Origin of the sequence: Pseudocitrobacter vendiensis, from assembly GCF_943590815.1 — a bacterium.
In the GTDB taxonomy this organism is placed as follows: domain Bacteria; phylum Pseudomonadota; class Gammaproteobacteria; order Enterobacterales; family Enterobacteriaceae; genus Pseudocitrobacter; species Pseudocitrobacter vendiensis.
Map to the genome: position 1 here is coordinate 469,764 of NZ_CALSBS010000001.1, position 13,740 is coordinate 483,503.

Consider the following 13,740-nt stretch of genomic DNA (forward strand, 5'->3'; position numbering starts at 1 on the left):
AGCATGGAAACGAAGAGTGGGGAGGCCAAAGTGCAAAAGGTGAAGAACTGGTCTCCGGTCTGGATCTTCCCGATTGTCACTGCGCTGATTGGTGCATGGATCTTGTTTTACCACTATAGCCACCAGGGGCCGGAGGTGACGCTCATCACCACCAATGCCGAAGGTATTGAAGGCGGTAAAACCACGATTAAAAGTCGTAGCGTTGACGTGGGCGTGGTGGAAAGCACTACGCTGACGGACGATCTTACGCACGTGGAAATTAAAGCACGCCTGAATGCCGGCATGGAGAAACTGTTGCACAAAGACTCCGTTTTTTGGGTCGTGAAGCCGCAGGTTGGGCGTGAAGGAATCAGTGGGCTGGGTACCTTACTCTCCGGCGCGTATATCGAGTTGCAGCCCGGTAATAAAGGCGGTCAACAGGAAGATTATCAGTTGTTGGATCAGCCGCCGCTGGCGCCGCCGGATGCCAAAGGTATCCGCGTGATCCTCGACAGTAAAAAAGCCGGGCAGTTGAATCCGGGCGATCCGGTTCTGTTCCGTGGTTACCGTGTCGGATCTGTCGAAACCAGCACCTTTGATGCGCAGAAGCGGACGATCAGCTATCAGTTGTTTATCACTGCGCCAAACGATCGTCTGGTGACCAGTAATGTTCGCTTCTGGAAAGACAGCGGTGTAGCGGTCGATCTCACCTCTGCCGGGATGCGCGTAGAGATGGGTTCGCTCACCACGCTGTTTAGCGGTGGTGTCAGTTTTGACGTGCCGGAAGGGCTTGACCTCGGTCAGCCGGTAACTGAAAAAAGCGCTTTCCGCCTCTATGACGATCAAAAAAGTATTCAGGACTCTCTCTATACCGAGCATCTTGATTACCTGATGTTCTTCAAAGATTCCGTACGTGGCCTGCAACCCGGCGCGCCCGTTGAGTTCCGCGGTATTCGCCTGGGGACGGTCGGTCAGGTGCCGTTTGATGTGAAAGGTCTGCGTCAGGCGCTGAATAACGACTATCGTATTCCGGTGCTGATCCGTATCGAACCAGAACGTCTGGCAAATCAGTTGGGCGAGCACCCGGATTTGGGCAAACATCTTGAAGAGCTGATGAAACGTGGCCTGCGCGGCTCGCTTAAAACCGGTAACCTGGTGACCGGCGCGCTGTATGTGGACATGGACTTCTATCCGAAAGAGCCGCAGATGACCGGTATCCGTGAGTTCAGCGGTTATCAGATTATCCCAACCGTAAGTGGTGGTCTGGCGCAGATCCAGCAGCGTCTGATGGATACGCTGGATAAATTCAACAATTTGCCGTTGAATCCGATGATTGAGCAGGCAACCAATACGTTGACCGAAAGCCAGCGCACGATGCGTCAGCTGCAAACGACGCTGGATAATCTGAATAAGATAACGGCCAGCCAGTCTATGCAGCAGTTGCCGGAAGACATGCAGAAAACGCTGCGCGAGCTGAATCGCAGTATGCAGGGCTTCCAGCCGGGCTCGGCCGCTTACAACAAGATGGTCGCGGATATGCAACGTCTGGATCAGGTACTGCGTGAGCTGCAACCGGTTTTGAAAACGCTGAACGAGAAGAGTAACGCGCTGGTGTTTGAAGCGAAGGATAAAAAAGATCCAGAGCCTAAGAGGGCGAAACAATGAAAAAATGGATAGTACTGGCGGCGGCCTGCCTGCTGGCAGCCTGTAGCAGTAGCGGTGAGAATAAAACCTACTACCAGTTGCCGGTGGACAAAGGCACGGTGCAAAACAGCGCCAGTGCCGGTCAACACCTGTTATGGGTAGAGCAGGTTACCGTTCCGGATTTCCTCGCCGGGAGCGGCGTGGTGTATCAGACCAGCGACGTACAGTATGTGATTGCCAGCAATAACCTGTGGGCCAGCCCGCTTGACCAACAGCTACGTACCACGCTCATCGCCAACCTGAGCAACCAGTTGCCAGGTTGGGTGATTGCTTCGCAACCTCTGGGCCACGATCAGGATACGCTTAACGTGTCGGTGAATGGGTTCCATGGGCGCTATGATGGCAAGGTCATTGTCAGCGGTGAATGGTTGCTGAACCATCAGGGACAACTGATTAAGCGTCCGTTCCACATTGAACTGGCGCAACAGAAAGATGGTTATGATGAGATGGTGAAAATGCTGGCGCAAGCCTGGAGCCAGGAAGCGGTCTCTATTGCCCGCTCTGTCAATCAGCAACTATAAGTAGAATTAATCATGCTAAGACCGCCGTGGGTGTGAAACCCACGGCGTTTTTTTTGTTTTTATGCTCAGCAGGTTAGTTGTCCCGTCTCACATTTTTTGTACAAATGAACTCGTAGATAGCTCACAAATATGACACTGGCGTGAATTTTGCGCATTGACGATAGTGATGATTCAGGTTATTCGTAATGTGTGGTTGCACACTTTGTAATCACTGTTTTCATTTCCACCAGATAAAAGTAATGAGGGAAACGAGGCATGAAGAGACAAAAACGAGATCGCCTGGAACGGGCACATCAGCGTGGGTATCAGGCCGGTATTGCCGGTAAGTCGAAAGAAATTTGTCCTTACCAGACGTTAAATCAACGTTCACACTGGCTCGGAGGCTGGCGAGAAGCCATGGAGGACAGGACAGTTATCGCCTGACGCTGTCTCTTTAGAAGAAACCTCCGCGATGCGGAGGTTTCGCGTTAATGCGGAGTCTTAGAACGCAGAAGTATCCTGGAACAACCCAACCTTCAGGTCGTTAGCGGTATAGATAAGACGACCATCAACCAGTACTTCGCCATCCGCCAGGCCCATGATCAGACGGCGGTTAACGATGCGCTTGAAGTGAATACGGTAGGTCACTTTCTTCGCGGTCGGCAGTACCTGACCGGTGAATTTCACTTCACCCACGCCCAGCGCACGGCCTTTGCCTTCACCGCCAAGCCAGCCAAGATAGAAGCCTACCAGCTGCCACATGGCGTCCAGACCCAGACAGCCTGGCATCACCGGGTCACCGATGAAGTGGCAGCCGAAGAACCACAGATCCGGGTTGATATCGAGTTCTGCTTCAACATAGCCCTTATCAAAATTGCCGCCAGTTTCGGTCATTTTAACGACACGATCCATCATCAGCATGCTAGGGGCTGGTAACTGCGGGCCTTTCGCACCAAACAGTTCACCGCGACCAGAGGCAAGAAGATCTTCTTTTGTATAAGATTCGCGTTTATCTACCATGTTTTCAGTAAGCCTTATTTTGAGTTCGGGACGCAGGATAGCTAACACGTGTACGCTGAACAAGTCCGATCAGTTCGAATTGAACCAGCCCAGCCAGCGCAACGGCCACGGATAACGATGCCGCGCGTCGGGCTGTGAGGCCTGCGCGATACGTTCCTGAATCGTTTGCAACAATGTCGTCTGCCCTTCAGCATCCCAGTTCAACTGGGTGAGAAGCGGCAGGGCCTCGGTCACATCATCGACCGCCCAGATAGAAAATTGTCCGGCTTCAACCGCTTCCTGCACTTCCACTGACAGACTTAAATGGCGCACGTTGGCGTTGGGAATAATCACGCCCTGTTTACCGTTCAGGCCGCGCTGTAGACAGATAGCAAAGAAGCCTTCGATTTTTTCATTCAAACCGCCAACCGGCTGAGCGCGTCCAAATTGATCGACGGAACCGGTGATGGCAATGCCTTGATTGATAGGTACGCCGGAAAGAGCGCTTATCAAGGCACACAGCTCAGCCATGGACGCGCTATCGCCATCCACTTCGCTGTAAGACTGTTCGAAGGTTAATGATGCGGAGAACGGGATTTGCTGATCGAGTTCGAGTTCCGACATCAGAAACGCCTGCATGATCATCATGCCTTTAGCGTGAATGTTACCGCCAAGCTCGGCCTTGCGTTCGATATCTGTGACTTCGCCGTCGCCAATGTGCACAACGCAGCTAATACGAGAAGGTTCACCAAAGGCGCGAGGGTGACCTGGGAATTCAATCACCGACAGGGCGTTAATCTGCCCGATACATTCACCTTCTGTTTCAATGAGAATCTGCTCAAGCAGGATCTCGTCCTGCATCCGCTCGGCCAGATAACCTTCACGCCACTGACGCTGCTCAAGCATGGTTTTGAGCTGCTCGTCGCCAATGGTTTCACCTTCACAGAACGGCGCGGTTTCGCGCAACTGACGGCTTATCCACAGCGGACAAAGCGGCAGCGTTTCCTGATCGCCGGTGTAGCGAGCGCCTTCCTGAATCAGACGCGGCCAGGCATCGGCCGCGAGCATCGGCAGGTTTGCATCACGCGCGACCTGCTGAACCCACTGACACCACCGCTTGATGGTCTCTTCATCGGTGAGCTGCAAATTGTCTTCATACTCGCAGTAGAGTGACTTTTCCGCCAGCTCAGGTTCCATTTCCTGGAAATCGGCCAGCGCGTCACGATCGCCAACCAGCATCACCTTCAGCGACAGCGGCATGGAAGGGATCGTGACGGGTAACGGACGTGACTCATCAAAGGAGAGCCACTCAAAACGCTGCTGGGTCACCTGCGATTTTAAACGCATCCACAACAGGGGCTGAGCCAGTAAGGCGCGCAGAGAGAGAATCAGCACGCCACCGTTGGCTTTGTGCACCAGACCAGTCTGAAGCGAAATATCGCCATTAAACTGACGCACGCAGCCGAACAGCTGCTCGGCTTCCACCCAGTCGGCAAAAATGACCGGGCCAGAGCTTGCGAAATTATCGTCCGGCGACGTTGCCGGAGAGACACTGACCTGGCCTGCGGCGATGGAATAGTTCACGCCGGTCAGGCGAGACGCTGAATCACCACGCAAGGCGTTGGTCGTGTTGTTAAGCAGTTGCAGGTACGCTTTTTCTTCTGGCGCTTTCACCAGTAAAAAGTCGCTGACGCCCTGAGGGTGCAGAAACTGCTCCAGAGCATAGTGCAAACGAGCCTGCAGCTCGCTGAATAAGGATTCATTAACTGACGAGATTTCAGGCAGGGTAAATAGCGCCTGGTATGCATCAGTCGCAGGGGCAAGGTCGCGCCGGGAAAGAGTATTTATGGTCAAAGTCGCTATTTTTAGTCAGATGTAAAGCACGAGATTATACCTTATGCCGCAGGGAAGCTCACGGAGAATAGGGCGGTTATTCTGATATCGCCGACATTGTTTTCACACTCACAGATTTCTTCTCAGCACATTGGCAAAAAACTGATATCCTGAAAAGAGTTACACGGTCACCTTGGGATCGCAATGAAATATCAACAACTGGAAAATCTTGAGAGCGGGTGGAAGTGGAAGTACCTGGTGAAGAAGCACCGGGAAGGCGAACAGATCACCCGTTACATTGAAACCAGCGCCGCGCAGGAAGCGGTTGATCTCCTGCTGAAACTTGAGCACGACCCGGTACAGGTGAATGAGTGGATTGCGCAGAATATCAATCCCGGCCTGGTGAATCGCATGAAGCAAACAATTCGTGCGCGCCGTAAACGTCATTTTAACGCCGAACATCAGCATACGCGTAAGAAGTCGATAGATCTGGAATTCGCCGTCTGGCAGCGTTTGGCCGGTCTGGCTCAGCGACGCGGCAAAACCTTATCAGAAACCATTGTGCAGTTGATCGAAGACGCGGAAAACAAAGAGAAATATGCCTCGAAAATGAGCACCCTGAAGCAGGACCTACAGGCGCTATTAGGCAAAGAATAATCGTTTAAACCTTTTGTTCAGGCCAAAAAAAACCCCGCAATGCGGGGTTTTTTCATAAGACGATAACTTAAGCCTGCGGCTGAGCTACAACGTCTTTGATGCCTTTAACTTCGATCTCTACGCGACGATCCGGGGCCAGGCAGTCGATCAGTGCAGCGCGAGCTTTCACGTTGTCACAGGTGTTGCCAGTAACCGGGTTGGATTCGCCCATGCCACGTGCAGAGATTTTGTCAGAAGGAATACCTTTAGAGATCAGGTAATCAACAACGGACTGAGCACGTTTCTCGGACAGACCCTGGTTGTAAGCGTCAGAACCGATGCGGTCAGTGAAGCCCAGAACAACTACGGAACCGTCTTTCGGATCCAGGTTGCTCAGCTGGCTGTACATCTGATCCAGAGCCTGCTGGCCTTCTGGTTTCAGAGTTGCTTTGTTGAAGTTGAACAGAACGTCAGACTTCAGAGTGAAGTGTTTGGTCTGTACTTCTGGAGCCGGAGCCGGAGCCGGTGCAACTACTGGAGCTGCATCTTCCTGCTGGCCGAAACGGTAGGAAACACCTACGCTCAGCAGGCCGTTGTCCGGACGACCACCAACGGTGTTCGCGTCACCGATGTTGTTAGTCCACTGGTATTCCAGACGGGTAGCGATGTCACGGGTAACCGCGTATTCAACGCCGCCAGCGAATACTGGGGATACGCCAGTGTCGTGGTCTTTGAAGCCGGTGTTGTTTTTAGCGTCTGCACGCCAAACCATACCACCCAGACGAGTGTAGATGTCCAGATCGTCAGTGATTGGGTAACCCAGTTTAGCGGTCAGCTGAACGCCCTGAGCTTTGAAAGCACCGTTCTGCTCGCTGCCTTTGTACGGCATGCGGCCTAACCAGTCATAACCCATTTCGAAACCAACGTACGGGTTAACCTGATAACCACCGAAGGCACCTGCGCCCAGCTGGCTTTCATGGGTCGGACCGTTGTTGTCGATCTGGTTGTTACCGACATCGTGGAACTGAGACCAGCCCAGTTTAGCACCAGCATACCAGGTGTTATCTTTCGGAGCGGCCTGCGCTACGGTAGCGAAACCAGCCAGTGCCACTGCAATCGCGATAGCTGTCTTTTTCATTTTTTGCGCCTCGTTATCATCCAAAATTTGCCATGAAAATCTAAAAGACTCACGGTTAAATCCTTCACCGGGGGCGTGACTTATTAATTACTCAGCAGATCTCTGCGGCGTAAGCTGATCACCCCTGGCGATGTAAAGTCTACAACGTAGTTGGAAACTTACAAGTGTGAACTCCGTCAGGCATATGAAAAAAAAGGGGTTGTATACACAATATTTAACATTTACGGCTAGAATTTATGCGAGATAAAATTCTGAGAACCGCATCACATCAGCGTTCTCAGGAATTTCAGCTCCTGAAACATGCTCTTAACGAGAGCGCAAAAAAATTTCCAGGAAAATTCCTAATTTCGTTTAATGATACAAATTTGAGTGAATTTTTAGCCCATTCAGTTGTCCTGCTGGATGAGAGGAAGAGTTAACCGGGCGCATGATAAACGCCATGGCATTTCCTTCCTCGGCCGCATTCATCAAGCGGGCATGTTCCTGCTCCGACAATTCTTCCGCCACCCAGGCGATAACCACACTATAGTTCCCTGTACGTAATGCGCGCTCCATGGCGTCAAGCATGTTGTACGAGGACATCTGGCGAAGCTGCATGACTTTGGATAATGGCAGACCGGAAGCCTGAACCCACTGGCGACTCAGTTTTTGCTGAGGCGTAAGCCACAGCTGCCAGCGCGATTGCTGACCGAGCTGTTGTAATAAAGGCAGCAGGAGTAACTGCGCCATCATGGGTTGATCTTCGCGATAAACCACCTCGCTTACCAGGGCAGGGGAGGCCTGTACATGAGACGCGAAACTGTGATGAGTCGCAGACGCTGCCGCGACAGAAGAACGATTTACAACACCAGATGTATACATAGCTCATCCAACCTTGTGGGTTACTGTATGAATATACAGTACTACCCCTGACACTAAAGATCAACCCCATTTTCTGAAAGCGACTCGCAAATTCGCACACCAAATTCACGCAGTTCTTGCCGTGTCGACGGAAGTTACTTATGTTGCTCATTACCGGATCTATTAACAGTTCTAATGTTTGCAACCGCATGATTAGTAAAGGATAATCATGAAAAAAATATCATATAAACGGATTTATCAATCCCAGGAATATCTTGCGCCGCTTGGGGTCGTGCGTTCCCGATCGCTCTTTGGGGGCTATAGCCTCTCGGTAAACAACACGGTGTTTGCCATGGTCTCAGAAGGAGAACTGTATTTGAGGGCTTGTGAAGAAACGGCTGTTTATCAACGTAAAGTGAAAACGCCACTCTTAACGCTTAAGAAGAGAGGCGGCCCACTGCAGCTTAACTATTTTCACGTTGATGAAAACTTATGGCAAAACCACAAATTATTGCTGCGCTTAAGTAAGCTCTCATTAAAAGACGCACTGCGAGAGAAAAACGGTCGTCAGGTTTCACAGCGACTGAAGGACTTACCCAATCTCTCCTTCCACATGGAGTTATTAATGGCTGAGGCGGGAATCAAAAACGTGGCCGATTTACGCCAGTTAGGCGCAAAAAACGCGTGGGCAAAGTTACGCCGTCTGCGCGAGAATCTGAGCGTAGGGTTTATATTATCGCTCGAAGGGGCGTTGACCGGCGTTCACGCTGCAGCCGTTCCTTTGAGCCGACGCGATGAGTTGATTGACTGGGCAAGCGCGTTGAACATCCACACGCCCGCCCAGGTCGATTAAGCGAGCACGCGTTGCTGAAGACGGCAAATTTCCGGTAGCAGGGCAACCAGCAAGCCGATTTGTTGCACAACCAGCGGCTCTTTACTGTCCGGGCGTGGCTCAAGATGGCGGATGCGTTCCGCCAGCCCAACCAGCGCTTCCTGAACACGATCTTCATCCGTAGGCAGATGATGGAAAGCGTCGTCGACATAGCACACGGCATCGTCCAGCAGGGCCAGGATATCTGGGTTAGTGAGCTTTTCACGGTGTGCGCCGAGCGCGGAGATATAGCTGGTGAGCGTATGGTTCAGGCACAACAAACGGAAGGCTGTTTCTCGCATCTCATTGGTGACCTTGGGTTCCGTCGACATATTTGATACGACCGACGCCAGTTCAGCATCGCGATTATGTGCGTCGCGGCGGGCAATACGATAGGCAAGACGGTTATCGCGTCCCTGATGATACTGTTCGAGAATCGCATCCAGATAGCGACAGTTCGCATTCACCGCACGGGCAAGTACCCGAGGGAGGTCTCGGAACTTCCAGTCCGGCCAGATAAAACTGACAGCGAACCAGGCGATACCACAACCGATCAGCGTATCGATAACGCGCGGCAGCGCTACCTCAAAGCCTTCTCCCAGCAGGTTGAAGCACAAAAGCACCAGCAGGGTAATGAACATCGTGGCGTGGGCGTATTGGACATTACGAAAGGCGAAGAACAGCACCCCGGTTATTACAATCAGCACCAGTTGCCCTTCCAGCGACGGCACCAGCAAGAGAACAGGAATACCCAGCGCCACGCCGACCAGTGTACCGATAATACGCAATGCCAGACGATGGCGCGTGGCGTTGTAGTTTGGCTGGCAGACAAACAGGCTGGTGAGCAAAATCCAGTAACCGTGGTTCAGGCCGGTAAGCTGGATAAATGCATACCCGGCGCAAAGCACCAGCGACATTCTTACCGCGTGGCGGAACAGGGCAGACTCCGGAGACATATTCATGCTCAGACGCAGGCGAATATCGCTAAAGCCGTGCAGGCCGTCATCGGCGAGCAGGGTTTCCGTTTCGCTTTTTGCCTGAGCTTGCGCCTGTTCGGATTCGATAGTGGCCAGCTGTGCGTCAATCGCCCGCAGGTTATTGAGCAGAAAGCCCAACGCTTTCATCTGTTCTGGTGACGCACCACTTGCCCGGACGCGATCTAACGCGGCATCCAGATGGGTAAACGCCCGTTCAAAACGGCTGTCATGCTGGTAAGGCGTTCGCAGCAAAATCGCTTTCGACAGCTGCTGGCAAGCCTGCGCCTGCATAGAAAGCAGACGCTGGAAGCGGAACATCACGTCACTGTAGCGGAAAGTATCGCGCAACGTCTGATACTGGATATGCGAGGAGCTGGCCCGCTCGTGGATATCCTGCGCCACAAAGTAGTAGTGCAGTGTGCGACGCGTCCCGCGCTGGCCACGGTCGCCGCGCAGACGCGTCAGCAACGAGGTTTTGGTCTGGTTGAGCGTCGCCATCAGCTTGCCGTTTGCCAGTGCCAGTTCATACAGCGGAGCCTGGTTTTCTTCTTCAATGTCTGGATCGAACAGACGTGATTTCAGTTCCAGATAATGTGCCAGCTGTTCGTAGGTACGGGCGATATTATCCTGTAACGGACGGATCGGGAAAATCAGATGCCCGGTGAGGGTTAGCAGGTTATACCAGACAGCGCCGGCGATCAGCAGCATCGGTTGCTGATACCACTGGGAATAGAGGGAAACGCCCAGCATGGTATAGATGGCAATCAGCAGCGCGCCAAAGGCTATTGTGGCGTAGCGCTGCCCCAGGCAACCTAAAAGAATAAACCCGGTAGTCGATACCGTCAGCCCCAGCGCAAACAGCCATGGCCAGGGGAAGAGCAATTCGACGGATGCGGAAGCAATAAAGAAGCAGATTAGCGTAATGACCAGATTACGCAGACGTCCAGCTAAACGATCGTCAAGGTCGGTCAGCGCCGCCGCAACGACGCCGAGAGTTAATGGAATGGTCAGTTTTGAATCGCCGAGCCACCACGGCAGCGCCGTGGTGCCACACAGGGCGATAAAAATCCTGACGTTATAAAGCCATGCGCTGTTCCATGTATAGCGGCGTAGCAGGGGACTTAACATAAAGAGAATCAGCCCCGATTACTGAAAGCGACGACGCGCATTGGCTTCGCGCGCGGCGCGAGCTACTTCAACCGGTACTACGCGACGGCCAACTGGCCACAGCGCAATCGCGGCAATCTTGAAGTTGGCGATGCCCACCGGAATCCCGATGATGCTGATGCATTGGGTGATACCTACCGCGATATGCGACAAGCACAGCCACCAGCCAAACAGCACCAGCCAGACGATATTGAGCACGGTGCCCCCCGCATTCAGCACGCTGTTTTTCGACTGCGGCTCAAGCTCATCAACATGCACCGCTTCGTTGCCGTAAGGGATCAGCGACAGTTTGGTTATCTCCCAGCAGGAACGGGTGAGCGGCAGAGTGATAATAAAAATGACACTAAAGAACGTTGCTACCAGCCAACCTAAGGTTGTAGCAAAACCACCTAATACAAAATTTAAAATATTCAGAACGGTACGCATAAATCCTCTGTGCGGCCTGTGAATAATAAGTCCGGGTAATTGTAACGTTTTTTTGCGCTGGAGCACCTATTCTCTGGCGGTTACACTGTGTGATATCGAAAAAGTCAGGATTCGGCGAAGATGGAATTAAGAGCGACAACATTGGGCAGGCGCATGGCGCAGCATCCTTACGATCGGGTTGAGCTTCTCAACGCGGGGGTTAAGGTATCGGGCGAACAGCATGAATATCTCATTCCTTTTAATCAATTGTTGTCGATTAACTGCAAGCGCGGTTTAGTGTGGGGTGAGCTGGAATTTGTCCTCCCTGAAGATAAAGTTGTCCGTCTGCACGGTACAGAATGGGGCGAAACTCAACGTTTTCATCGTCACTTAATCACCCGCTGGCAGGCATGGAGCCAGGAGATGAGCGACATTTCCGCCGATGTGTTACAGCAACTGCTGGCGGAAATTGCTGACAATAACGACGCCGGGAAATGGCTTACCCGCCAGCAGACTGCGACTATCCGTCAGCGGATTTTGCATGCGCTGGAAGGTTTGCCGGTGCCGGTGAGTCGTCTGGACAGCTTCGACAATTGTCGCGAGGCGTGGCAACAGTGCCAGGCCTGGCTTAACGATGTGGAAGCCAGCCGTCAGGCGCATAATCAGCGCTATACCGACTCGATGCTGGAGCAGTACGCCGATTACTTCGAACAGGTTGAATCCTCACCGCTTAACGATTCGCAGGCGCGTGCGGTGGTGAACGGTGAACGCTCGCTGCTGGTGCTGGCGGGCGCAGGTAGCGGTAAAACGTCGGTGCTGGTGGCGCGCGCAGGCTGGCTGATGACACGCGGTGAAGCGGCAGCAGAGCAAATCTTACTGCTGGCGTTTGGGCGCAAAGCGGCGCAGGAGATGGATGAGCGTATACAGGAGCGTCTGCGTACGGATGCGATATCCGCGCGAACCTTCCATTCCCTGGCGTTACACATCATTCAGCAAGGCAGTAAAAAAGTGCCGGTGGTCAGCAAACTGGAAAATGACACCGCCGCCCGCTACAAACTTTTCACCGACTGCTGGCAGCAGCAGTGCAAAGAGAAAAAAGCCCAGGCCAAGGGCTGGCGCTTATGGTTGCAGGAAGAGATGGGCTGGGAGGTTGGCGAAGACAATTTCTGGAACGATGCGAAGATCCTCAAACGGATGGGCAGTCGACTGGACCGCTGGGTTAGCCTGATGCGCATGCATGGCGGTACGCAGGCTGAGATGATCGACAACGCGCCGGAAGAGGTTCGTGAACTGTTCGGCAAGCGCGTTAAGCTGATGGCCCCGCTGCTGAAAGCGTGGAAAACCGCGCTAAAAGAAGAGAACGCGGTGGATTTCTCCGGGCTGATTCATCAGGCCATTAACGTGCTGGAAAAAGGGCGCTTTGTCAGCCCCTGGAAACACATTCTGGTCGATGAGTTTCAGGATATCTCCCCACAGCGTGCGGCCTTGCTGGCAGCACTACGTAAGCAGAATTCACACACTACGCTGTTTGCCGTGGGGGATGACTGGCAGGCCATTTATCGCTTCAGCGGTGCACAGTTGTCGCTTACCACCGCTTTTACGCACTATTTCGGTGAGGGCGATAACTGCGCGCTGGATACCACCTATCGCTTCAACGGTCGCATCGGTCAGATAGCCAACCGCTTTATTCAACAAAACCCGCACCAATTGCATAAGCCATTAAACAGCCTGACGGCCGGTGATAAAAAGGCGGTTACCCTATTGCCGGATGATCAGCTTGATGCGCTGTTTGATAAGCTAAGCGGTTATGTCACCGCGGATCAGCGTATTCTGGTGCTGGCGCGGTATCACCATCTCAAACCACCTGCACTGGAAAAAGTCGCCACCCGTTGGCCGAAGCTGAATATCGATTTTATGACCGTGCATGCCAGTAAAGGCCAGCAGGCGGATTACGTGATTGTGCTGGGGTTGCAGGAAGGGCAGGATGGTTTCCCGGCACCTGCGCGGGAATCAATCATGGAACACGCGTTGCTGCCGGAGCCGGAGGATTTTATCGACGCCGAAGAACGTCGTTTGCTGTACGTGGCGATGACCCGCGCCCGACACCGCGTGTGGTTGATGTTCAATAAAGAGAATCCATCGCCGTTTGTCGACATTCTTAAACAGCTGGATGTACCGGTGGCGCGTAAACCGTGAAAAAGAAACCCGGCGTGATCGCCGGGTTGATGAATTACTTCAGACGATCGGCCAGATAACGCTGATAATCCGGAATCAAAATATCCACCGGGTCGCTGAAATGCGGCGACTGAATAATGAGATCGGCCGTTGAGGCGTTGGTGGCGACCGGAATGTTCCAGACGGTCGCCAGACGCAACAGCGCCTTGACGTCCGGATCGTGCGGCACGGCGTTTAGCGGGTCCCAGAAGAAAATCAGCACATCAATTTTCCCTTCAGAGATGAGCGCGCCAACCTGCTGATCGCCGCCCATCGGGCCGCTCAGTAGCGCATTCACTTCCAGACCTGTGGCGCGCGCCACCAGGTTTCCGGTCGTGCCGGTCGCCGATAACGCGTGCTGTGCCAGCACGGCTTTGTGGCGATCGACCCATTTCATAAGCATATCTTTGCAGTGGTCGTGGGCAACAAGCGCGATGTGTTTGCGCGCCGGGAGCGTGCGAGTAGTGAGTTCCATAG

The 13,740-nt window shown here is 53.1% G+C and carries 13 protein-coding genes; 6 read left to right on the forward strand and 7 right to left on the reverse strand.

The genetic code is table 11. From position 1 onward, the window contains the following. Window positions 1–3: 3 nt before the first annotated feature. The 3 genes from pqiB (at window position 4) to rmf (ending at window position 2,627) form a co-directional block, all read left to right on the forward strand. Window positions 4–1,644, forward strand: a complete 1,641-nt coding sequence (pqiB, locus tag NMC31_RS02140; RefSeq protein WP_149461536.1) for an intermembrane transport protein PqiB — start codon at window positions 4–6, stop codon at window positions 1,642–1,644. Then, window positions 1,641–2,204, forward strand: a complete 564-nt coding sequence (pqiC, locus tag NMC31_RS02145) for a membrane integrity-associated transporter subunit PqiC (protein ID WP_149461537.1) — start codon at window positions 1,641–1,643, stop codon at window positions 2,202–2,204. Before pqiB ends, pqiC begins: the two co-directional genes overlap by 4 nt. Window positions 2,205–2,459: 255 nt before the next feature. Further along, entirely contained in the window at window positions 2,460–2,627 is a 168-nt protein-coding gene (gene rmf, locus NMC31_RS02150; protein ID WP_015965056.1) for a ribosome modulation factor, read from the forward strand. A 57-nt stretch (window positions 2,628–2,684) separates the two neighbouring features. On the opposite strand, the gene fabA is transcribed toward rmf, so the two are convergent. Together fabA and NMC31_RS02160 are read right to left on the reverse strand one after the other, a co-directional pair. After that, on the reverse strand, window positions 2,685–3,203 hold the full coding sequence (fabA, locus tag NMC31_RS02155) for a bifunctional 3-hydroxydecanoyl-ACP dehydratase/trans-2-decenoyl-ACP isomerase (protein WP_010429339.1): 519 nt from the start codon (window positions 3,201–3,203) through the stop codon (window positions 2,685–2,687). A 69-nt stretch (window positions 3,204–3,272) separates the two neighbouring features. Next, window positions 3,273–5,036, reverse strand: coding sequence for an AAA family ATPase (locus NMC31_RS02160; RefSeq protein ID WP_253896782.1), 1,764 nt, complete (start codon window positions 5,034–5,036; stop codon window positions 3,273–3,275). Between the two features lie 183 nt (window positions 5,037–5,219). Between NMC31_RS02160 and matP the strand changes: the two genes are divergently transcribed. Next, window positions 5,220–5,672: a macrodomain Ter protein MatP gene (gene matP / locus NMC31_RS02165; protein ID WP_253896783.1), complete on the forward strand. Its 453-nt coding sequence runs from the start codon at window positions 5,220–5,222 to the stop codon at window positions 5,670–5,672. 67 nt (window positions 5,673–5,739) lie between these two features. On the opposite strand, the gene ompA is transcribed toward matP, so the two are convergent. Both ompA and sulA read right to left on the reverse strand, forming a co-directional pair. Beyond that, window positions 5,740–6,789 carry a porin OmpA gene (ompA, locus tag NMC31_RS02170; protein ID WP_149461540.1) on the reverse strand — a complete coding sequence of 350 codons (1,050 nt, stop codon included), beginning with the start codon at window positions 6,787–6,789 and terminating at the stop codon, window positions 5,740–5,742. 351 nt (window positions 6,790–7,140) lie between these two features. After that, window positions 7,141–7,650, reverse strand: coding sequence for an SOS-induced cell division inhibitor SulA (sulA, locus tag NMC31_RS02175; protein ID WP_253896784.1), 510 nt, complete (start codon window positions 7,648–7,650; stop codon window positions 7,141–7,143). 208 nt (window positions 7,651–7,858) lie between these two features. Here sulA and NMC31_RS02180 point away from each other — a divergent pair, with 208 nt between their 5' ends. Next, complete coding sequence (locus NMC31_RS02180; protein WP_253896785.1) at window positions 7,859–8,482, forward strand: TfoX/Sxy family DNA transformation protein; 624 nt, start codon at window positions 7,859–7,861, stop codon at window positions 8,480–8,482. Here the strand turns inward: NMC31_RS02180 and yccS are convergent. After that, complete coding sequence (yccS, locus tag NMC31_RS02185) at window positions 8,479–10,605, reverse strand: YccS family putative transporter (protein ID WP_253896786.1); 2,127 nt, start codon at window positions 10,603–10,605, stop codon at window positions 8,479–8,481. The genes NMC31_RS02180 and yccS overlap by 4 nt on opposite strands. Before the next feature lie 18 nt (window positions 10,606–10,623). Then, on the reverse strand, window positions 10,624–11,070 hold the full coding sequence (locus NMC31_RS02190) for a YccF domain-containing protein (RefSeq protein WP_149461544.1): 447 nt from the start codon (window positions 11,068–11,070) through the stop codon (window positions 10,624–10,626). Window positions 11,071–11,190: 120 nt separating this feature from the next. On the opposite strand from NMC31_RS02190, the gene helD reads away from it, so the two are divergent. Then, window positions 11,191–13,245, forward strand: a complete 2,055-nt coding sequence (gene helD, locus NMC31_RS02195; protein WP_253896787.1) for a DNA helicase IV — start codon at window positions 11,191–11,193, stop codon at window positions 13,243–13,245. 34 nt (window positions 13,246–13,279) lie between these two features. Here the strand turns inward: helD and mgsA are convergent, their stop codons facing one another. Next, window positions 13,280–13,738 (reverse strand): methylglyoxal synthase, encoded by a 459-nt coding sequence (gene mgsA / locus NMC31_RS02200; protein WP_253896788.1) that lies wholly within the window; start codon window positions 13,736–13,738, stop codon window positions 13,280–13,282. Window positions 13,739–13,740 lie beyond the last annotated feature (2 nt).